Raw genomic sequence first — 19,848 nt, forward strand, 5'->3', positions numbered from 1 at the left:
CGCGGCCGGTGGTGCAGCCGGCGGTGGCGCGGCCGCGGGCGGTGGTGCTGCCGCGGGTGGCGCTGCTGCAGGCGGTGGAGCCGCGGCCGGCGGTGCGGCGGCCGGTGCAGGTGCCGCGGCCGGCCCGGTCGGTATCGCGGTGGTCGCCACCGCGGCCGCCATCAAGAAGGGCGCCGAAATGACCAAGGAAGCGGCGCAGGCCGGCGTTTCGGAAACGATCGACAACGACGCGATGGATGAGGGACCAAGTGGCAGCGGCTGACAACGTCCGGACCGCCCCGCGCACCTACGGAAACTGGCGCCAGCCGGCCTCGGCCGGTATCGCCGGCCTGGGGTCGCTGGGCACCGGCATCATGATGGGCGGCCTGGTGCTGACCATCATCACCCTGACCGCGGCGGGCCTCGGCCCGGCGCTGGTGGTGATGTTCCTCGTCGGCATCAGCCTGCTGCTGTTGATGACCAAGGACAAACACAACCAGTCCGCCCTGCAACGGCTCTCGACCCGTATTGGATGGCAGCGAGCAAAGATGGCCAAGCACAACATCTACCGGTCCGGTCCGCTCGGACGTACTCCGTGGGGCAAGTTCCAGTTGCCCGGTCTCGCGGCGGCCTCCCAGCTGAGTGAGTTCAAGGACTCCTACGGCCGGCCGTTCGCGCTGCTCTTCTACCCGAGCACCCGGCACTTCACTGTGGTCATCAACGCCGAGCCGGACGGCGCTTCCCTGGTCGACGAGGACCAGATCGACGTCTGGGTCGCGCACTGGGGTCAGTGGCTCGCTTCGCTCGGTCACGAGCCGGGCATCGTCGCCGCCTCGGTGACGGTCGAGAGCGCGCCGGACACCGGGATCCGGCTGCGCCGCGAGGTCAGCAACAACATGCAGGACGGTACGCCGGCGATCGCCCGGGCGATGCTCACCGAGGTCGTCCAGACGTACCCGGAGGGCTCCGCACTGGTCTCGGCCCGGGTCGCGCTGACCTTCAAGGGCACCGACCGCAACGGCAAGCGCCGCAAGGAAGAGGACATGGGTCGCGAGCTCGCGTCCCGGCTCCCGGCGCTGACCCAGAGCCTGAACTCCACCGGTGCCGGTGCTGCCCGTCCCGTCACCGCGCAGGAGCTCTGTGAGGCCGTGCGGATCGCCTACGACCCGGCGGCCGCCGGACTGATCGACGAGGCCCGCAGCCAGGGCATGTCCCCCGAGCTGCAGTGGACCGACGTCGGCCCCGCCGCTGCCCAGTCGTTCTGGGACAAGTACCGGCACGACAGCGCCTGGTCGGTCACCTGGCAGATGACCCAGGCCCCGCGCGGCGAGGTGTTCTCGTCCGTCCTGTCCCAGCTGGTCGGCCCTCATCCGGACATCGACCGCAAGCGCGTCACCCTGCTCTACCGTCCGCTCGACGCGGCGACCGCGGCCCGGATGGTCGAGGCCGACAAGCGCAACGCGTCCTTCCGGGCGACCACGTCGTCCCGCCCGTCGGCTCGGTCGATGGCCGAGGCCCGGGCAGCCGACCGGACCGCGCAGGAAGAGGCGCGCGGCGCCGGACTGGTCAACTTCGGCATGGTCGTCACCGGCACCGTGATGACGCCCGAGCAGATCCCGGACATGGTCGCCGCGATCGACAACCTCGGCGCGACCGCCCGCATCCTGCTGCGCCCGGCGTACGGGTCGCAGGACTCCGGGTTCGTGGCGGGCTTGCCGCTCGGCATCGTTCTCCAGAGCCACCTGTCGGTCCCAGCCGGTCTGCGGGAGTCGCTGTGAGCAAGAAGAAGAAGCCGGTCGACCCGTCGCGGGGCGGCCGGCGGCCGATGCCGCGCGGCTGGCCCGGCCAGGCGGGCGGCTACTCGACGTACTTGCAGGCCCCGCAGGAGTGGCGCGGTACGACGGTCCAGGTCTGCGGCATGTGGCCGTTCTCGGCCGGTACCGGCAGCCCGATGGTCGGCGTACCGATCGGGCGCAACATCCTGTCCGGCGCGACCATGTGCTGCGACCCGATCAGCTGGTTCATGCGGGCCAAGCTGATCTCCAACCCGTCGATGTTCGTGCTCGGCAAGCCCGGTCTGGGCAAGTCGACGATCACCCGGCGGATGGCGCTCGGCCTCGCCGGGTACGGCGTGATGCCGCTGGTGCTCGGCGACCTGAAGCCGGACTACAAGGACCTGGTCGTGGCGCTCGGTGGGCAGGTGATCGAGCTCGGCCGTGGCCGTGGGCACCTGAACGTCCTCGACCCGGGCGAGTCCCGGCGTGCGGCGCTGCGGCTGACCGGCAGCGCGCGGCAGGCGATCCAGGCCGACGCGCACGGCCGGCGGTCCACGATGGTCTCCGCGCTGATCTCGATCATGCGGTCCGCACCGCCGACCGACCGCGAGGAGACCATCCTCGACGAGGCCCTCAAGGTGCTCGACGAACGGCACGAGGGCACCCCGGTACTACGTGACCTCCTGCAGGTCGTCCAGGAGGCGCCGGACCGGGTCCGCGACGTCGCGCTCGACCGCGGCAGCATGGACCGCTACCGGCAGATCACCGAAGGCCTGGAAGCGTCACTGATCGGTCTGGTCGGTGGTGGCCGGCTCGGGGAGATCTTCTCCGAGCAGACCGACCAGCCGATGATGCTGGACCGCCCGGTCGTCTTCGACGTCTCCAACATCGACGACTCCGAGACCAGCCTGCAGGCCGCCGTACTGCTGGCCTGCTGGTCGTACGGCTTCGGCGCGGTGGCTGTCTCGCAGGCACTCGCGGACGCCGGCCTGGAGCCTCGGCGGCACTACTTCGTCATCCTCGACGAGCTCTGGCGCGTACTGCGGGCCGGCCGCGGTCTGGTCGACCGTGTCGACGCCCTGACCCGGCTGAACCGGCAGCGTGGTGTCGGGATGGCGATGATCTCGCACACCATGTCCGACCTGCTGGCGCTCGAGCACTCCGAGGACCGGATGAAGGCGAAGGGTTTCGTCGAGCGTTCCGGGATGGTGATCTGCGGTGGACTGCCGCGGGCCGAGATGGAGAACCTGACCGCCGTCGTACCGCTGTCCGGCGAGGAGCAGAACATGCTGATCGGCTGGCAGGACCCGCCCGCGTGGGACCCGGCCACCGGTGAGGAAGCCGCACCTCCTGGGCGAGGAAACTTCCTGGTCAAGGTCGGTGGCCGCCCGGGCATCCCGGTGCACGTGTCGCTGACCTCGGTCGAGCGCGAGATCAACGACACCAACAAGCTGTGGAAGACCGGCGAGGACGGCCGGCCGCTGAAGGTGGAGATCGCCGCGGACGGCACCGAGGAGGTCCTCGAGGAGTACACCTTCGACGACCCGACGATGAGCGCCCTCCCACCCCCAGACCCGACCACCAGAGTGGTAGCCCGCACGGGAGTTGACGAATAGTGACCCCCATCCGAACTCCGCACATTGTCTCCGGCGCCCAGGCGGGCGCCTCGCGGCGTTGTCGGGAACGGACGATGGAAAAAGCATCGCCCGCTCCCTCCGCCTTGCGATCCACCCACCTGAACACCGGAGCCAACGCACGGACTCCGGATGGAGGTCACTAATGGCCCAAGGCAAGAAGTCCACCGGACCCGGAGGGCTGTCCGCGGAGTCGGTCCTGGTGTTCATCGGGGTCGGTCTGTTCGCCCTGATCGTCGGCGGCACCTGGGTCGCCACCAAGGTCGCGGCCGCGATCAACAACACCCGGCCCGTCAGCAACCCGATGAGCAACCTGGTCGACATCATCAACGGCCGGGTCCGCTGGTCCGGCGTGGCCACCGGTGTGCTGATCCTCGAGATCGTGCTGCTCGGCGTACTGGTTGCCGTCGGCTTCTACCTGGTGGGCCGGATGAAGAACGCCGGCTCCCGGGTGGACCGCTCGGCGCAGCTGATGTCGAAGCGCAAGGAGATCTACAAGCTCACCCGTGAGGGCGCTCAGGAGATCGCCAACCGGCTGGGCGCGGGCCACGCGGGTCCGGGCGTGATGATCGGCCGCACCGTCCGGGACAACCTGGAGGTCTTCGGGTCCTGGGAAGACATGCACGTCGACATCTGGGGTCCCCGTACCGGTAAGACCACCTCCCGCGCAGTACCGGCCATCCTGGACGCGCCGGGCGCTGTCGTCGCGACGTCGAACAAGCGCGACATCGTGGACGCCACTCGGGACCCCCGGGCGAAGAAGGGACCTGTCTGGGTCTTCGACCCGCAGGAGGTCTGCAGTGAGTCGCCGGACTGGTGGTGGAACCCGCTCAGCTACATCACCGACGAGGTGAAGGCGCGGGAGCTCGCGGAGCACTTCGTCGCCTCGCAGCGCAAGGAGGGCGCCCAGACGGACGCCTTCTTCGACTCCGCCGGTACCGACCTGCTGGCCGGGCTGCTGCTCGCGGCCGCCGTCGCCAAGCGTCCGATCACCCAGGTCTACAGCTGGCTCGCGGACCAGCGCAACGACGAGCCGGAGCGCATCCTGCGGAACACTCCCGGCCTGCAGCTGTCCGCGGACGCCCTGGCCGGTGTCATCAACGCACCCGACAAGCAGCGCGCCGGTGTCTACGGCACCGCGCAGCAGAGCGCCCAGTTCCTGATCAACCGCAAGGTCACCCGCTGGGTCATCCCGAACGGGCCGAACGACAACCGGCCGCAGTTCAACCCGCACCAGTTCGTCCGCGAGGGCGGCACGCTGTACAGCCTGTCCAAGGAAGGCGCCGGTACTGCGGGCCCGCTGGTCACCGCGTTGACGGTGGCCGTGGTCGAGGCCGCCGAGGACTACGCCAAGACCTGCCCGATGGGTCGGCTGCCCAACCCGCTGGTCGGCGTACTGGACGAGGCGGCGAACGTCTGCCGCTGGAAGAACCTGCCGGACCTCTACAGCCACTTCGGCTCCCGCGGCATCGTGCTGATGACGATCCTGCAGTCGTGGGCGCAGGGGATGGAGTGCTGGGGCGAGCGCGGGATGGAGAAGCTCTGGTCCGCCGCGAACATCCGGGTGTACGGCGGTGGCGCGTCCGACGCCAACTTCCTGGAGCGGCTCAGCAAGCTGATCGGCGACTACGACATCCTGTCCAGCTCGGTCTCCTACAACAAGGGTGAGCGCGGGACGAGCAAGCAGACCCAGCGGCACCACATCATGGAGGTCTCCGACCTCGCCTCGATGCCGCCCGGCCGTGCGGTCGTCTTCCCCTCCGGTATCCCGGCGACGATGGTCAAGACCGTGCCGTGGATGGCCCGCCCCGACGCGGGCGCGGTGAAGGCCTCGCTGGCCCACCACGACCCGGGAGCGTCCGGGCCCGCGCAGGCTGGAGCAAACGCGTGGGTGGCGGCCGGCACGGGCTACGTGCCGCCTGCTCCGGCCGCGCCGTCCGGTCCGCCGGTGCCGGTCTGGGAACAGAACGAGGAGCAACGTCGTGGATGGTGAGCAGGAACTCTTCTACCCGCACGTCGCGGCCTTCGTCGAGGATCGGCTCGTCTACCTGTACTGCCGGCGGATCGGCCAGCAGTTCATGTGGTGCCCGGAGTGGTTCCGGCACGCGGAGGCACTGAGCCGCCTCGACTCGATCTGGCGCGCCTGGGAGCACCTGCGGCTCGACCCGGCGACCGGGATGTCGGTCTGGTGGCGTGACCACGCCGACCCGCACATGCAGGCGCTGCTCGACCCGGACGGGCCGTTTGCGGCCTGCCGGGGCGCCCACAGCGACTACCCGATCCCACCGCTGCCGGTCGAGGAACCGCCTGCGGGCCTGTTCTTCGACCAGCGCCAGCCGAACCTCCGCGGCATCTAGCTCTAGCTAGCGCAGCGGCTCCGGCAGGCCCAGTACTGCGCCCAGGCGGGCTAACTGGTGGTCCAAGTGGGCCGGGAACTGGGTGACCGTGTTGGTGAACTGGCCGAACACCTCGAAGCTCACCAGCCCGCACAGCGAGGTGTAGGCCAGCAGGGCTCGGGCGAACACCCCTGGCTTCAGGTCACCGGGGAACGCAGGCCGGAGCCGGTTCAGCTCGCGATGTAGCGCTGCCGTCATCGGCGGGTCATCCGGTGATGGCTCTAGTCCCGCATCCGCGAGCAGAGTGAGCAGGAGGATCGGCACGCGGCTCCCGGCTGCCGTCGTACGCTCTGACGGCGCCTGGTAGCCGGGCACCGGGCTGCCGTAGAGCAGGGCCCACTCGGCTGGGTTGGCAACGGCCCAGCGGCGTACGGCGCGGCCTGTGGTCAGCCAGCGGCGGCCCAGGTCATCGCGGCGGCAGCGGGCCTCCGCAGCCTCTACTGCGTCGCCGTACGCCGTGTAGGACTCCTCGATCAGCAGTGTCAGGAGTTCGTCGCGGCTCGGCACGTACCGGTAGATGGCCGACGAGACCAGGCCGAGTTCGCGCGCGATCGCTCGCAGCGACAGTCCGGCGCTGCCCTCGGTGGCGAGCTGCCGGTGGGCGAGCTGGAGGATGTCGGCCATCGTCTGCCGGTGCTGGCGCTGCCGCGGAGTCTCCGTCATCGATCCAGTCTCCCGCCTGTAGCGGAGCGGTAGCAACTTTAGAGAGCATCGCTCTTGCTTTTGCCTGCCGAAAACCTCACACTGAAAGCAAGAGAGAGCGGTGCTCTCGCAAAGTGGGGAGTTGGGGACGATGTTCGAGATCTGGCGCTGGAGCAACCTGGGCCTGGCCTTCGCGATGGAGCTGGCCGGCCTGGCGGCCTTCGCCTGGTGGGGCTGGAACGCGAGCAGCAGCACCGTGCTCCGGCTCGTGCTCGCCATCGGCCTCCCGGTGCTCGCGGCCGTGCTGTGGGGACTCTTCGCCGCCCAGGCCGGCTCGACGTACGGCGGTCCGGTCGTCACGCCGGTCTTCAAGGTCGTGTTCTTCGGCCTGGCCGGGCTGGCGGTGTGGACGCTCGACCACCCCATCCTGGGCGCGGCCTTCGTTCTCGTGGTCGCCGCCAACCTGTTGGTCATCCGCACCGGCAACCTGACAGCCGGCGTGGCCCACTGATTCGCAGTACGGGTGGTCAGTCGCCCAGGCCGAAGTCCCGGAGCGCCTTCGGGTCCTTCTTCCGCAGCTTGCGGGTGGGTTTGATGTTCTTGCGGGCGACCGGCGGCTCGGCGGGCGCCTTGCGGGCCGCCTCCGCGGCGGGGGCCTGCTCGGCCCGGGCGCGCTGGGCGCGACCCTCCGCGTAGTTCCAGTCGGCGCGGCGGTCGTCGTCGTTCGCGATCCGGTCGCGGTAGTTCGACCTCGCCTGGGCACGGTCGGCGGCCCTCAGGTCGGCATCGGCTTGCGGGTCGTCGCGGCCGGCGGCGCCGTCGCGCAGGTGTGCGGCGTGGGCCGAGTCGTTGCGGGCGAGGAGACGTTCGTCCGCGGCCCGGGCGCGCAGTTGCTGATGGTTGCGGTCGGCCACGTCGGCACGGCGCATGGCGTCGGCCAGCTCGGCGTCATCGAGGGCCAGCTTGCGGCGGGTTTCCCGGAGTTCGCGTTCCTCGAGCGCATCCAGCTCGAGTTCCTCCTCGACCAGCAGTTGATCTTCCTCGGCCTCGTCGGCGGCGAGCTCGTCCGCTGACCGCTCGGCGGCGAAGTCATCGGCGGAGCGGCCGGCCGCGATCCAGGCCTCGCGCCGCTCGGCGAGACGTTCGTCGTCCGCGGCCGCCAGCGCCGGTACGCCGTCCGCGCCTCGCCCTGCCACCTTGGGCTTGCGCCCGATCGTCTGCTCGTCGTCGTCCGTGTCGGCCATGCGGCTCCTTCCGCTCGCTCCCCACGATGCCGCAAAAACAGGTCAGCCGACCAGTCATCCCGCGTGGGTTGGCTGAAGCAGCGTCGGCTAGCGGATCGCGCCGGTGACCAGCCAGTCGTCGCGGCGCTCACGGGTCAGCAGGGTCAGCAACCTGAGCAGCATGAACCCGCCGAACGCCCACCACAAAGCGACCACACCGCCGTCGAACCACAACACGCTGAGTGCAAGCGGTACGTAGAGAACGAACGCGATCACCCCCGCGATCGCCAGGTAGGGCCCGTCCCCGGCCCCGATCAGTACGCCGTCCAGCACGAACACGACTCCGTTGACCGGCTGCCAGAGCGCCGCGACCAGCAGGATCGCCGCCAGCGTGTGCCGGACCTCGGGATCGGAGGTGAACCACGGGACGTAGAGATCCCGCAGTCCCCACAGCGCGAGTCCGCTGACGAAGCCGGAGACCAGACCCCACCACATCATGCGCCGCGTGATCGCCCGGGTGCCCGCGACGTCACCTGCCCCGAGAGCCCGACCGGTCAATGCCTGGGCTGCGATGGCGATGGCGTCGAGTGCCAGGGCAAGGAAGGACCAGAGTGTGAAGGCGACCTGGTGAGCCGCGACGGACGTAGTACCGAGGGAAGTGGCGACGAAGGTTGCGAGGACTATGGCTGCTCGTAGCGTCAGTGTGCGAACGACTAGCGGTATCCCGGCTTGTGCCGAGGCCAGGATGCCGGGGCGGTCGGGGTGAAGCTTGGCGCCGTCGCGGCGGGCTCCGCGGACCACTACCCAGACCAGGGCCACGCCCGCTGCCGTCTGGGCTAGCACTGTGCCCAGTGCCGAGCCGGCGATGTCCAGGTCGAGTCCGTAGACCAGGAGGAGGTTCAGAGCGATGTTGACGAGGTTGGCGGAGATGGCCACGACCATGGGCGTCTTGGTGTCCTGCAGGCCTCGCAGTACGCCGGTGGCTGCCAGTAGCAGCAGCATGGAGGGGATGCCTAGGCAGGAGATGCGCAGGTAAGTCACTGCGTAGTCCGCGACGTCGGGTGACGGGTCGAAGGCGGCTATCGCGGCGGGGGCGAACAGCAGCCCGGCGATAGCCAGTACCACGCCCAACAGGAGGGCCAGCCAGAGTCCGTCAATGCCCTGCGTGAGTGCGCCGCGATGGTCGCCGGCCCCGATGCGCCGGGCCACCGCGGAGGTGGTGCCGTAGGCCAGGAAGACGCAGATGCCGACCAGTGTCTGGAGGATGGTGCCCGCGACGCCGAGGGCCGCGAGTTGCGGCGTACCGAGGTGGCCGACGATCGCGGAGTCGGCCAGCAGCATCAGCGGTTCGGAGACGAGCGCGAAGAAGGCCGGTACCGCCAGCCGGAGGATCTCCCGATCCTGCGACCAACCGGTAAGGGGCATGGGCTTCATTGTGCCTGGCCACGCCTGTGCACAAGACAGCGGACCTGTGGGCGGCAAAAGTTTTTCTTCTCCACAGTGTGGGGATCGAGAAACCGCAGGTCAGAGGGCGGCTGTGGAAGTTCATCCCCAGATATCCACAGGGATATGCCCAACCTGTGCACACCTGCTGCCGGGGTTTCCCACAGGTCTTCCACAGGGGGTGTGGACGACCGGCTACCGGCCTGCGGACGAACCGGCGTACCGTCGCGGGACTGACACCGTCCGCCCGCAGTCTCGGGGTGAGCAGGCCTGCGGATGCTGCCAGCGAAAACTGTCGGAAGCGCCGGTTACGGTTCGATCAGGTGTTCGATTGGCGTCGATTGGTTCGGTACGGTTGTCAGTGGGTCGGCGTGGGACGAGGAGGTCGGACGAGTGAGCGTTGCGGAGTTCCGCGGGGGGCCGGGCGGCGGGAACGAAGAGCGCAACCCGGAGATGGGCTTCGACCGCACCCCACCTCAGGACCTGGCCGCCGAGCAGTGCGTGCTCGGCGCGATGATGCTCAGCAAGGACGCGATCGCCGACGTCATCGAGACGCTGCGCGGGACCGACTTCTACCGGCCGGCGCACGAGATCGTCTTCGACGCGATCACCGACCTGTACGCCCGGGGTGAGCCGGCCGACGCGATCACCGTCGCCGCCGAGCTGACCAGGCGTGGCGAGATGGCCCGGATCGGCGGCGCGCCGTACGTGCACACCCTGGTCGCGTCGGTCCCGCTGGCCGCCAACGCCGGCTACTACGCCCACATCGTCCGCGAGAAGGCGATCCTGCGCCGCTTGGTCGAGGCCGGCACCAAGATCGTCCAGATCGGCTACGCCGGCGAGGGCGAGGTCGACGACGTCGTCGACCAGGCCCAGGCGGAGATCTACTCGGTCACCGAGAAGCGCACCACCGAGGACTACGCCCCGCTGAAAGACATCATGGAAGGCGCCCTCGACGAGATCGAGGCCATCGACTCCCGCGGCGACGCCATGGTCGGCGTCCCCACCGGCTTCACCGACCTCGACGAACTCACCAACGGCCTCCACCCCGGCCAAATGATCATCGTCGCCGCCCGCCCCGCAATGGGAAAATCCACCCTGGGGCTGGATTTTGCGCGGTCGGCTTCGATTAAGCATGGGTTGACTTCGTGTGTGTTCTCGCTGGAGATGAGTCGTAACGAGATCACCATGCGGTTGTTGTCGGCCGAGGCGAAGGTGCCGTTGCACCACATGCGCAACGGCAAGATGACCGACGAGGACTGGGCCCGGCTGGCGCGCAAGATGGGTGAGGTGTCCGAGGCGCCGTTGTTCATCGACGACTCGCCGAACCTCACCATGATGGAGATCCGCGCCAAGGCCCGGCGGCTCAAGCAGCGGCACGACCTCAAGCTGATCGTGATCGACTACCTCCAGCTGATGACGTCCGGCAAGAAGGTCGAGTCCCGCCAGCTCGAGGTCTCCGAGTTCTCCCGCTCCATCAAGCTGCTCGCCAAGGAGCTCGAACTCCCCGTCATCGCCATCTGCCAGCTGAACCGAGGCTCCGAACAACGCTCCGACAAACGCCCCATGGCCTCCGACCTCCGCGAGTCGGGCTGCCTGACCGCCGACACGCGCTTGATGCGTGCCGACAACGGCGCGGAGATCTCGCTGGGTGAGCTGCTCGCGAACGACGCGCGGGACATCCCGGTCTGGTCGCTTGATGACCGCCTCAAGCTGGTACCGCGGACGATGACGCACGTCTTCCCCAGCGGGGTGAAGGAGGTCTTCCGGTTGAAGCTCGCCTCCGGCCGGGAGATCAAGGCGACCGCGAACCATCCGTTCCTCACCTACGAGGGCTGGAAGCCACTCGGTGAGCTGGCTCCGGGCGCCCGGCTCGGCTCGCTGCGCCACGTGCCGGCACCACTGGACGTGAAGCCCTGGGACGACGATGAGGTCACCCTGCTGGCTCACCTGCTCGGCGACGGCTCCTTCGTGAAGCGGCAGCCGATCCGGTACGCGAGTATCGACGAGGCGAATCTGACCGCTGTCGCCGAGGCGGCCGGCCGACGGTTCGGGATCACGCCGATCCGCGATGAGTACGCCGCGGCCCGGGTGACGACCCTGCGCCTGCCCGCGCCGTACCGGCTCGCCCGTGGCAAGCGGAACCCGATCGCGGCCTGGCTCGACGGGATGGGTCTTTTCGGCCTGCGCAGCCACGAGAAGTTCATCCCCGACGGGGTCTTCGGTCTCCCGAAGGAGCAGGTCGGCGCCTTCATCCGTCACCTCTGGGCCACGGACGGCTCGGTGCGCTGGGATGAGAAGAACGGCCAGGGCAGGATCTACTACGCCTCGACCAGCCGTCGCCTGGTCGACGACCTGGCCAGGTTGCTGCTGCGCTACAACATCTTCAGCAGGATCAAGACGGCCAAGAAGACCGGCTATCGGGACTCCTACCACCTCCACATCTACGGGGTGGAGAACCAGCTGCGCTTCTGCGACGAGATCGGTGTCCACGGTCTGCGGGGTCTGAAGGTCCTCGAGGTCGCCACCGCGCTGCGTGGCGTACGGGGCAACACGAATCTGGACACCATTCCGCAGCAGGTCTGGTCGCAGGTCCGTCATGTTCTGGCCGAGCAGCAGATGCCTCACCGGGCCTTCGCCGCCGCGATGGATACGCAGTTCAGCGGTTCGTCCCTGTGGAAACACGCGCCGAGCCGGCAGCGTCTGGCCAAGGTCGCCGACGTCCTGCAGAGCGCCGAGCTCGAGGTTCTCGCCACCAACGACATCTTCTGGGACACCATCACCACGATCGAGAGCCTCGGTGAGCAAGAGGTCTACGACGCGACCGTGATGGGCACCCACAACTTCGTTGCCGAAGGCATCGCGACGCACAACAGCCTCGAACAGGACGCCGACGTAGTAATTCTCTTGCATCGCGAGGACGCCTATGAGCGGGAGTCCACTCGGCCTGGTGAAGCGGACTTCATTGTCGCGAAGCACCGCAACGGTCCTACCGCCGACATCGTCGTAGCCTTCCAAGGTCACTACTCCCGCTTCGTCGACATGGCCCACGACGGCTGACCGCCGCTGCGTCCCGCAGTACGACGGAGTCCTCCAGCCGCTCGGTGATTACAGGCGCCGGCTGAGTCGGCCATCACGCGGTCGGCTTCACTGGGTGGTTCGCCAGCGGTTGGCGGAGATGGATTCTTGGGCCAGTAGGCGGAGGCTGGAGATGAGGGTTTCGCCGAGGATGGTGCCGAGGATGACGCTTTCGGCGATCTGGTCGGGGGTGGTGTGGCCGGGGGGTGAGGTGACGGCGGCTACCTCTAGTTCGGTGAACTTCTCGACGGCTGTGGCGTAGGAGTCGAGGAAGCTCACGAGGTGGTCCTGCTGCAGGGTGCGGAGGGCCGCGATCGTTTCGATCAGAGTGTTGAGGGCGGGGGCGTCGGGTTCCACCGACCAGCCGTGGGACGCGAGCAGGGCGTTGGCCTGGGTGGTGGCGGCCTCGCGGGCGTCCGAGGTTGAGGTGAGCTGGCGCTGTGGGGTGATCGCGCGGTGGGCGCGGCCGATCTTGTCGTGCAGTGACATCGTGTCCGAGTCCAGTCCCTCCAGTACCTCCTTCACTTGCGCGACCGGCACCTGGGCCAGGTCGACCAGCGCGCGGATCAGCCGCAGCCGGCGTAGGTGGGCCTCGCTGTAGCTGGCCTGGTTCGGGCTGGTCAGCTCGCCCGGGGGCAGCAGGCCCTCCCGCAGGTAGTACTTGATCGTCGGCACCGGCACTCCGGAGATCCGGCTCAACTCAGCGATCCGCATAAGGCCTTGCCTTCCCCTTGACTGGTATGGATAGTATCAGTATCCATAAGCGGATACCTGAACTATCCATCTCAAGGAGAGAGCCATGATCGTCCTCGTCGTCCTGGTCGCGGCCACGCTGACCTTCCGGGCGCTCGGCGCGCTCGGCGTACGCCGGTTCGCAAGCTGGCCGGTGAGTGCCGCGCACGGGATGGCGGTCATGCTGCTGATGACCGCCAGCGCGCACTTCGTACCGGCCACCGTGACCGCGATGCCCAACCACGCCGACATGGTCCGGATGGTGCCGGACTTCCTGCCGTTCGCGGACGCGCTGGTCTACCTCACCGGTGTGCTCGAGTTGCTCGGCGCGCTCGGATTGGTGCTGACGGCAACAAGGTGGGCGGCCGGTTACGCGCTCGCCGCGCTGTTCGTGACGATGCTCCCGGCCAACATCTACGCAGCGGTCACCGACGTGTCGTTCGCCAACGGCGAGCCGGCCACCCCGCTCTGGCAGCGCATCCCCGAGCAGATCCTGTACATCGGTGTCGTCCTCTGGGCAGCCCGCTCCGCCGACAGCACCCCGGTACGCCGCCTGCTCGCGTCCCTGCGTCGCCACCCAGCCGAGCCGGCCGCGACAGCACCAGCAGCACCCACCGAGCCGGCACCCACGGCTCCCGCCAACCACTGACGACAACCTCTGAAGGAGCACACAAATCATGGAACTGAGTGACCCGTCCCGGATCATCGCCGGCGCGATCCTGCTCACCATCGTCACGATCCAGTTCGGCGGCTGGTTCATGACCAAGATCGTCCGGGGCGACGTGCCGATGACGGACTTCCAGAAGTCGTTCGCGCGCGCCGGTCACGGTCACGCCGGCGTGCTGGTGATCCTGAGCCTGGTCGGCCTGCTGTACGTCGACTCGACCAGCCTGTCCGGCTTCTTCCTCTGGCTCGGCCGGCTCGGCATCCCGGTCGCGGCGATCCTGATGTCCGGCGGCTTCTTCGCCTCCTCGGCCGGCAAGAACCTGACCAAGCCGAACCAGTTCATCTGGGTCCTCTGGCTGGGCGCTCTCTCGCTGGCAGCCGGCGTCATCACCCTCGGCCTCGGCCTCATCACCGCCTGAGCCCCAACTGCCTAAGCCCCAACTGCCGCAAATAGCTAAGCCTCAACCACCATCAACCGCTTGCCCACCGATTGCAGTACCTCCGCGGCCGCCGGCGACGCCTCCAGGGTGTAGTCGGCGCCGAGGGCAACTATCGCCGCAACGAACTGAACCAGCAGGGCGGGGGAGTCGGCGCTCAGCCGGAACTCGCAGGCTTCCTCCCCCAGTGGCGTCAGCGACCCCGGCAGCACCCGGAAGAAGCTCCGGCGTACGACGTCGGCCGGCAGTTGCACGACCATCCGGACGGTATGCCGATACTCGGCGCCGGCGAAGGACTCGACCAGGTACGACGCCGCGTCCGCCGCCGGCAACTCGCGGGCCGTGAAGTGGTGCCGGGTCGGCGCGACCTCGGAGATCCGGTCCACCCGGAAGGTCCGCCAGTCGTCGCGTTCGGGGTCGAAGGCAAGCAAATACCACTGCCCAGCAACGGAGACCAGCCGCGTCGGCTCCACCCGTCGCCGGGTCACCGCACCGCGCCGACTTTTATAGCCGAAGGCAACAATCTCCAGATCGCGGCAACACGCGGCCAGTACTGCGAGCAACCCCGCGTCCACCTGCGGAGCGTCCAGCCGCCCGACCACCTCCGCAGCACCAACGGCAGCAACCGCCGGCCTCAACCGAGCCGGCAGGACTCGCTCCAACTTGGCCAAGGCGCTCATCGAGCTGTCCTCCAGTCCCGCGACACCACCGGCCGCCGCTCCAGCGAGTCCGATCGCCACCGCGACCGCCTCGTCATCGTCGAGCACCAGCGGCGGCACGTTCTTGCCCGACGCGAGTCGGTAGCCACCCGCAGTACCGGTTGTTCCGGTGACTGGGTAGTCGAGGGAGCGGAGGCGTTCGACGTCGCGGCGTACGGTCCGGTCGGTGACGCCCAGGCGCTCGGCGAGTTCGCTGCCGGACCACTCCCGGCGGCTCTGCAGCAACGCCAGGAGCCGGAGCAACCGTCCCGGCAAGTCCTTTCGTGCGCTCACAAAGACAGATTCGCATACCTTGCGGACAAGATGTGTCCGGAAGCGTCCGTAGCGTCGAACCCATGAACGACCTCACCGGAATGCACTGGACCGAAGACACCCCCGGGTACGACGAGGAGCGGCGCGGTTACCAGCGGCTCGACCCGCACCGTCCGACCCACATCGTCGGCGCCACCACTCGCGATGACGTCCAGCGAGCTGTCCGCTATGCCCGCGAACACCGCCTCCCACTCGCCGTCAAAGCGACCGGCCATGGTCATGTCTGGCCGCTCGACGGCGGTGTCCTCATCACGACCAGCCGCCTCGACCGGGTGACGATCGACCCCGAACGCAAGACGGCGTGGATCGAGGCCGGCGCGACCTGGCAGCAGGTCATCGACGCAGCCGCACCTCACGGTCTCGCGCCCTTGTCGGGCAGCCTCCCCGGCGTCACCGCCGTCCCCTACATCCTCGGCGGCGGGCTGAGCCTGATGGCGCGACGCTACGGATTCGCCGCCGACCACGTCCGCCGGATCGAGGTCGTCACGCCCGACGGCGAGCTGCGCAACGCGGAGGACGATCCCGATCTCTTCTGGGCACTCCGCGGTGGCGGCGGCAACTTCGGCGTCGTCACCGCGATGGAGATCGATCTCTTCCCCGTGCCGACCCTCTACGGAGGCAGCCTGTACTACGACCTCGCGGCAACCCCCGACGCGCTGCAGGCGTGGCACGACTGGGCCCAGACGGTTCCCGACGCAGTGACCTCGGCAGTCGGCCTGATCCCGTTCCCCGACATCGAGCCGGTCCCCGCACGACTTCGCGGCAAGTACATCGCTCAACTCCAGGTCAGCATCACCCCCGATGCCGACGGTCCAGCCCTCGTCACCGCGCTCCGGGACAGCCTGGGCGAGCCACTGATCGACACGGTCAAGCAACGGCCGTTCACCGAGACCGGCGAGATCTTCGACGAGCCCGCCCACCCGGCCGCGTACCGCTCGCGCAACCTCCTCCTGAGTGAACTCGACAAGCAAGCGCTGACCACCATCCCCAACCTGGCAGGACCAACCGCCAAGGCGATGTGCATAGTCGGCATCAGGCACCTAGGCGGCGCCCTCTCCAACAAGCCGGCCATCGACAACGCCGTCGGCAACCGCGACGCGCAGTACCTGCTGTCTGTCCTGACAACCGGCGGCAACGACACAAGCGACCTGCACCGCGCAATCCTCGAACCCTGGACGCAGTACGCCGTCGGCCGCTCGCTCAACTTCTCCTTCGGCCCGCTGACCCAGGCCGAACTCCGCGAAACCTACGACGACTACAACCGCCTAGCCCGCCTCCGCACCCACTACGACCCCACCAACCTCCTCCAACCCAACCACCCGATTACCGGGCGGCAGTGACGTCGATCTCGACGAGTTGGCCGGGGAAGCCGAGTTGGGCTACGCCGAGGAGGGTGCTGGCGGTGCTGAAGGCGGGGGCCAGTGGGGAGGCGTTGAGTTGGTCCCAGACGGCGCCGAGTTCGTCGCGAATTGAGCTGACCACGTAGATGACGGTTCGTACGACGTCCGCCGGGGTGGCGCCAGCTGCTTCGAGGGCGGTCAGGATGTTCTGGATGACCTGGTCGGTCTGGCCGGGGAGGCCGCCCTCGGCGAGTTCGCCGGAGGGCTGCAGCGGGCACTGCCCGGCCAGCATGACGAGTTCGTCGGCGCGGACCTTCGTCACGTGGTGGTAGCCCGGAGTCGGATGCAGTTGCGGGGGATTGATGCGCTCGATGGTCACCCCGCCGAGCAAACGCGACACCTCACCGCTCCGTCAAAGGAGTTTCAGCTGAAGCGCCGGACGTAGCGCTTCTGCCACGGCGTCTCGACCGCCTTCGGGTGGTAGTTCTCCCGCACATAAGCAACCGCGTCGCCCGGTGCGATCCCGTCGAGCACGGCCAGGCACGCCAGCGCAGTACCGGTGCGTCCCCGGCCGCCTCCGCAGGCGAGCTCCACCCGCTCCGAGGCCGCCCGACTCAGCACCTCGCTCAACGCATCCCGCGCCTCGCGATCGTCCGCCGGCAGCCGGAAGTCCGGCCACCGCACCCAGCGAGAATCCCACTCGACCCTCGGCGGTTCCTTGCCCAGCAAATACACCCCGTACTCCGGCAAGGCGCCGCCCGGCAGCCCGTCGCGCAACCCACGCCCTCGCACCAGCCGCCCCGATGGCAACCTCAACACCCCGGCCGCACCCGGCTCCCATGTCTCCACGAACCCAAACTAGCCAAGCGATGCGGTCATCAAGTCGAGGAGTGCAGTCACAGCCCGGCTCGGCCGCTTCCCGCTCAGCGTGATCGCGGAAAGCGTCCAGGTCAGCTCGGAGTCGACCAGCCGCAACCGCGTCACCCCCGGCGTCTCCTCGTCATCAAGCTCCGGTACGACGGCCACCCCCAACCCCGCTCGTACGTACTCCGGCACAGTCGTCAGATCCGGTACTTCGACCTGCACCCGTCGAGGCAGCCCCTCGAGATCGAAGGCCCGATCCACACTCGTCCGGTTCCCGAACCCGCGCAGCATGTCGACGAACCGCTCACCAGCCAACTCCGCCAACCGAACCTCACCCGCCCGAGCCAACCGATGCGACGACGGCACCAGTACTACGAACGGCACCGTCGCCAACTCCCGTGGCTCCAGCCCGGCCATGTCCGTGCGACTCAGCCCGACCAGCGCGACATCGAGCCGGCCGTGCCGGACGTCATCGGCAAGGCCGCTCGAACCGGTCGGCGAGGTCGTCACCTGGACCTCCACCAGCGGATACCGCTCGTAGAAGGCGCCGAGCAACGAGGCCAGGTCGACCAGGCCGACTCGCGTCATCGTGCCGATCCGCACGCTGCCCCGCAGCCCAGTCGAAGCCTCCTCGACAACAGCCCGGGCTCGATCCAATGCCTCCAGAGCGGCCTTTGCCTCGGGCAACAGTGCCTCGCCCGCATCGGACAGCGTCACCCGCCGGGTGGAGCGATCGAAGAGCGTCGTCTTCAGGTCGGTCTCCAGCGCGCGGATCGCGGCCGAGACGGTCGACTGGACGGTGAACAGCCGCTGCGCCGCCCGGGTGAAGCTGAGCTCCTCCGCGACCGCGACGAAGTACTCGAGCTGTCTGCTGTCCACGCAGGCAATTATCGACTCCGACGATAAGACAGTGCAAGAAGATTCGTTGGACTCGATAGATCCGGCGAGCGAACCTAAAAGCATGACAACTCTTTCCGGCCCTCGCTCGCTCGACAAGGCCGGTACGCCGGTGCGGTTCGCGCACGGCGCCGGCTTCTGGATGATCGCCGTCGCGTTCCTGACCACGATGGCCTTCTCGACGGTGCCGACGCCGCTCTACGCCATCTACCAGCGCCGGGACGGGTTCCCGACCTTCCTGATCACGGTCATCTTCGCCGCCTACGCGGTGGGCGTGATGGTCAGCCTGTACCTGGCCGGCCACGTCAGCGACTGGCTCGGCCGTCGCCGGGTGGCCCTGCTCGCAGTGCTGACCGAGGCGGTCGCTGCGGTGATCTTCCTCCTTTGGCAAGACGTGCCCGGGCTGCTGGCTGCGCGCTTCCTTTCGGGTGTCGGCGTCGGCGTACTGACGGCGACCGCGACGGCTCACCTGTCCGAGCTGCGGCGCATTGCCCGGCCCGCGGAGGATCCGAGTCACTCAGCGCTGATCTCCTCGATGGTGAATCTTGGGGGGCTCGCGTTCGGGCCGCTGGTTGGTGGGTTGCTCGCGGAGTACGGGTCGAAGCCGTTGGAGCGGCCGTACGAGGTATTCCTTGTGCTGTTGCTGCTGAGTGCGCTGGGGATCGCGCTGGTGCCCGAGACGGTCGAGCGGCAGGAGGAGCGTCCGGCGTACCGGCCGCAGCGGGTCGCGTTGCCGAGTGCCGCGAAGCCGCAGTTCTTCGCCTCGGCCGTCGGTGCATTCGCCGCGTTCGCGATCTTCGGGTTGTTCACCTCGCTGGCGCCGACTTTCCTGGCCGGGACGTTGCAACACACCTCGCGGCTGCTGGCCGGTGGCGTGACGTTCGCGGTCTTCAGCGCGGGCGCAACGAGTCAGGTCATGTTCGTGCGGCTCAGCCGTCAGCACCAACTGCGGCTCGGCTTGATCCTCATGTCGACCGGCCTCGCCGGGATCGCCGTTGGGGGACTGCTGCCCAACCTCTGGTTGTTCGTCCTCGGCGGCGTGATCGCCGGCGCCGGTGTCGGCCTCGTCTTCCGCGGTGCGGTCGCAACGGCCGCCTCACTCGCCGACGCCGGTTCACGCGGCGAAGTGCTGGCCGCCCTCTTCCTCATCGCGTACGCCGGACTCGCGCTCCCGGTACTCGCGGTCGGTCTCGGCGTCGCCTTGCTACCGGATCAGCTGGCGCTGCTGATCTTCGCCGCGATCATCTTCGTGCTGGTCAACGTCGCCGGCCGGCGGATGCTCAAGGCCGGCCGGGCCTGATCGTCGGCTAGCCTCCGAGGCGTGACTATCGAGGCGAGTCAGGTGCAGGTCGGAGAGTCGGACGCGTATCTCGCCCGGCCGGTGGGTGCCGAGGCAGGGCCGGGGATGTTGTTGCTGCCGATGATCACCGGGATCGGGGAGCAGCTCCGCGACTGGGCCGACGAGCTCGCCGGACGCGGGATCACCGCGCTGGTCTGGGATCCGTTCAACGGACGCAGTACGGACAACACGACCCGCGATGAGCTAGTGTCCTGAGTCGGAAGTTGCTGCAGCATCTCCGGCGCCCAGGCACGCACCTCGCGGCGTTGGAGAAGCGTGCTCGATGCTGCGCATCGAGCGCGCCGGACGTGCCGGTGGAGGTCCGCCGGTTGATCGAGCGCAAGCCCGAGCTCTTCGTGCCCGCGAGCCGGC

General features: G+C 68.5%; 19 protein-coding genes and 1 pseudogene. 12 read left to right on the forward strand and 8 right to left on the reverse strand.

Annotation, left to right across the window (positions count from 1 at the left end):
- The 5 genes and pseudogenes from AB0F51_RS39625 to AB0F51_RS39645 all read left to right on the forward strand — a co-directional run.
- Positions 1–262, forward strand: a pseudogene (locus AB0F51_RS39625) (hypothetical protein); the annotation flags it as partial.
- Positions 237–1,757 (forward strand): SCO6880 family protein, encoded by a 1,521-nt coding sequence (locus tag AB0F51_RS39630; RefSeq protein WP_360289033.1) that lies wholly within the window; start codon positions 237–239, stop codon positions 1,755–1,757. The pseudogene AB0F51_RS39625 and the gene AB0F51_RS39630, both read left to right, overlap by 26 nt.
- Positions 1,754–3,370, forward strand: a complete 1,617-nt coding sequence (locus AB0F51_RS39635) for an ATP/GTP-binding protein (RefSeq protein WP_360289035.1) — start codon at positions 1,754–1,756, stop codon at positions 3,368–3,370. Before AB0F51_RS39630 ends, AB0F51_RS39635 begins: the two co-directional genes overlap by 4 nt.
- 163 nt (positions 3,371–3,533) lie before the next feature.
- Positions 3,534–5,381, forward strand: coding sequence for a TraM recognition domain-containing protein (locus AB0F51_RS39640; RefSeq protein WP_360289037.1), 1,848 nt, complete (start codon positions 3,534–3,536; stop codon positions 5,379–5,381).
- Positions 5,371–5,745 (forward strand): DUF4913 domain-containing protein, encoded by a 375-nt coding sequence (locus tag AB0F51_RS39645; protein ID WP_360289039.1) that lies wholly within the window; start codon positions 5,371–5,373, stop codon positions 5,743–5,745. Before AB0F51_RS39640 ends, AB0F51_RS39645 begins: the two co-directional genes overlap by 11 nt.
- A 6-nt stretch (positions 5,746–5,751) precedes the next feature.
- On the opposite strand, the gene AB0F51_RS39650 is transcribed toward AB0F51_RS39645, so the two are convergent.
- Positions 5,752–6,447, reverse strand: a complete 696-nt coding sequence (locus tag AB0F51_RS39650; protein ID WP_360289041.1) for a TetR/AcrR family transcriptional regulator — start codon at positions 6,445–6,447, stop codon at positions 5,752–5,754.
- A 130-nt stretch (positions 6,448–6,577) separates the two neighbouring features.
- Between AB0F51_RS39650 and AB0F51_RS39655 the strand changes: the two genes are divergently transcribed.
- Positions 6,578–6,937, forward strand: a complete 360-nt coding sequence (locus AB0F51_RS39655; RefSeq protein ID WP_360289043.1) for a YrdB family protein — start codon at positions 6,578–6,580, stop codon at positions 6,935–6,937.
- 16 nt (positions 6,938–6,953) lie between these two features.
- On the opposite strand, the gene AB0F51_RS39660 is transcribed toward AB0F51_RS39655, so the two are convergent.
- Both AB0F51_RS39660 and AB0F51_RS39665 read right to left on the reverse strand, forming a co-directional pair.
- Positions 6,954–7,670 carry a hypothetical protein gene (locus tag AB0F51_RS39660; protein WP_360289045.1) on the reverse strand — a complete coding sequence of 239 codons (717 nt, stop codon included), beginning with the start codon at positions 7,668–7,670 and terminating at the stop codon, positions 6,954–6,956.
- Between the two features lie 87 nt (positions 7,671–7,757).
- Positions 7,758–9,074: an MATE family efflux transporter gene (locus tag AB0F51_RS39665; protein WP_360289047.1), complete on the reverse strand. Its 1,317-nt coding sequence runs from the start codon at positions 9,072–9,074 to the stop codon at positions 7,758–7,760.
- A 411-nt stretch (positions 9,075–9,485) separates the two neighbouring features.
- Here AB0F51_RS39665 and AB0F51_RS39670 point away from each other — a divergent pair, with 411 nt between their 5' ends.
- Positions 9,486–12,152 carry a replicative DNA helicase gene (locus tag AB0F51_RS39670; RefSeq protein ID WP_360289049.1) on the forward strand — a complete coding sequence of 889 codons (2,667 nt, stop codon included), beginning with the start codon at positions 9,486–9,488 and terminating at the stop codon, positions 12,150–12,152.
- Between the two features lie 87 nt (positions 12,153–12,239).
- Here the strand turns inward: AB0F51_RS39670 and AB0F51_RS39675 are convergent, their stop codons facing one another.
- Entirely contained in the window at positions 12,240–12,884 is a 645-nt protein-coding gene (locus AB0F51_RS39675; protein ID WP_360289051.1) for a MerR family transcriptional regulator, read from the reverse strand.
- A gap of 85 nt (positions 12,885–12,969) precedes the next feature.
- On the opposite strand from AB0F51_RS39675, the gene AB0F51_RS39680 reads away from it, so the two are divergent.
- Together AB0F51_RS39680 and AB0F51_RS39685 are read left to right on the forward strand one after the other, a co-directional pair.
- Complete coding sequence (locus tag AB0F51_RS39680; RefSeq protein ID WP_360289053.1) at positions 12,970–13,551, forward strand: hypothetical protein; 582 nt, start codon at positions 12,970–12,972, stop codon at positions 13,549–13,551.
- 28 nt (positions 13,552–13,579) lie between these two features.
- Positions 13,580–13,987, forward strand: coding sequence for a hypothetical protein (locus tag AB0F51_RS39685; protein ID WP_360289055.1), 408 nt, complete (start codon positions 13,580–13,582; stop codon positions 13,985–13,987).
- Positions 13,988–14,022: 35 nt separating this feature from the next.
- On the opposite strand, the gene AB0F51_RS39690 is transcribed toward AB0F51_RS39685, so the two are convergent.
- A complete protein-coding gene (locus tag AB0F51_RS39690; protein WP_360289057.1) occupies positions 14,023–14,997 on the reverse strand; it encodes a WYL domain-containing protein in 975 nt (324 codons plus the stop codon).
- 62 nt (positions 14,998–15,059) lie between these two features.
- Here AB0F51_RS39690 and AB0F51_RS39695 point away from each other — a divergent pair, with 62 nt between their 5' ends.
- Positions 15,060–16,376, forward strand: coding sequence for an FAD-binding protein (locus AB0F51_RS39695; protein WP_360289059.1), 1,317 nt, complete (start codon positions 15,060–15,062; stop codon positions 16,374–16,376).
- Here the strand turns inward: AB0F51_RS39695 and AB0F51_RS39700 are convergent.
- The 3 genes from AB0F51_RS39700 to AB0F51_RS39710 are packed head-to-tail and all read right to left on the reverse strand — an operon-like array spanning position 16,360 to position 18,119.
- Positions 16,360–16,776: a RidA family protein gene (locus tag AB0F51_RS39700; RefSeq protein WP_360289061.1), complete on the reverse strand. Its 417-nt coding sequence runs from the start codon at positions 16,774–16,776 to the stop codon at positions 16,360–16,362. The genes AB0F51_RS39695 and AB0F51_RS39700 overlap by 17 nt on opposite strands.
- Before the next feature lie 23 nt (positions 16,777–16,799).
- Entirely contained in the window at positions 16,800–17,225 is a 426-nt protein-coding gene (locus AB0F51_RS39705; RefSeq protein ID WP_360289063.1) for a protein-tyrosine phosphatase family protein, read from the reverse strand.
- Positions 17,226–17,234: 9 nt separating this feature from the next.
- Positions 17,235–18,119 carry a LysR family transcriptional regulator gene (locus AB0F51_RS39710; protein WP_360289065.1) on the reverse strand — a complete coding sequence of 295 codons (885 nt, stop codon included), beginning with the start codon at positions 18,117–18,119 and terminating at the stop codon, positions 17,235–17,237.
- A gap of 82 nt (positions 18,120–18,201) precedes the next feature.
- Here AB0F51_RS39710 and AB0F51_RS39715 point away from each other — a divergent pair, with 82 nt between their 5' ends.
- Together AB0F51_RS39715 and AB0F51_RS39720 are read left to right on the forward strand one after the other, a co-directional pair.
- Entirely contained in the window at positions 18,202–19,437 is a 1,236-nt protein-coding gene (locus AB0F51_RS39715; protein WP_360289067.1) for an MFS transporter, read from the forward strand.
- A gap of 21 nt (positions 19,438–19,458) precedes the next feature.
- Positions 19,459–19,692: a hypothetical protein gene (locus AB0F51_RS39720; RefSeq protein ID WP_360289069.1), complete on the forward strand. Its 234-nt coding sequence runs from the start codon at positions 19,459–19,461 to the stop codon at positions 19,690–19,692.
- Positions 19,693–19,848 lie beyond the last annotated feature (156 nt).

Source organism: Kribbella sp. NPDC023855 (assembly GCF_040639475.1).
Classification (GTDB): Bacteria; Actinomycetota; Actinomycetes; order Propionibacteriales; family Kribbellaceae; genus Kribbella.

Excerpts from the sequence above, each read along its gene's own strand:
- AB0F51_RS39630 (WP_360289033.1), top strand. The coding sequence starts at position 237 with ATGAGGGACCAAGTGGCAGCGGCTGACAACGTCCGGACCGCCCCGCGC.
- AB0F51_RS39640 (WP_360289037.1), top strand. The coding sequence starts at position 3,534 with ATGGCCCAAGGCAAGAAGTCCACCGGACCCGGAGGGCTGTCCGCGGAG.
- AB0F51_RS39650 (WP_360289041.1), bottom strand. The coding sequence starts at position 6,447 with ATGACGGAGACTCCGCGGCAGCGCCAGCACCGGCAGACGATGGCCGAC.
- AB0F51_RS39655 (WP_360289043.1), top strand. The coding sequence starts at position 6,578 with ATGTTCGAGATCTGGCGCTGGAGCAACCTGGGCCTGGCCTTCGCGATG.
- AB0F51_RS39660 (WP_360289045.1), bottom strand. The coding sequence starts at position 7,670 with ATGGCCGACACGGACGACGACGAGCAGACGATCGGGCGCAAGCCCAAG.
- AB0F51_RS39665 (WP_360289047.1), bottom strand. The coding sequence starts at position 9,074 with ATGCCCCTTACCGGTTGGTCGCAGGATCGGGAGATCCTCCGGCTGGCG.
- AB0F51_RS39675 (WP_360289051.1), bottom strand. The coding sequence starts at position 12,884 with ATGCGGATCGCTGAGTTGAGCCGGATCTCCGGAGTGCCGGTGCCGACG.
- AB0F51_RS39680 (WP_360289053.1), top strand. The coding sequence starts at position 12,970 with ATGATCGTCCTCGTCGTCCTGGTCGCGGCCACGCTGACCTTCCGGGCG.
- AB0F51_RS39685 (WP_360289055.1), top strand. The coding sequence starts at position 13,580 with ATGGAACTGAGTGACCCGTCCCGGATCATCGCCGGCGCGATCCTGCTC.
- AB0F51_RS39695 (WP_360289059.1), top strand. The coding sequence starts at position 15,060 with ATGAACGACCTCACCGGAATGCACTGGACCGAAGACACCCCCGGGTAC.
- AB0F51_RS39715 (WP_360289067.1), top strand. The coding sequence starts at position 18,202 with ATGACAACTCTTTCCGGCCCTCGCTCGCTCGACAAGGCCGGTACGCCG.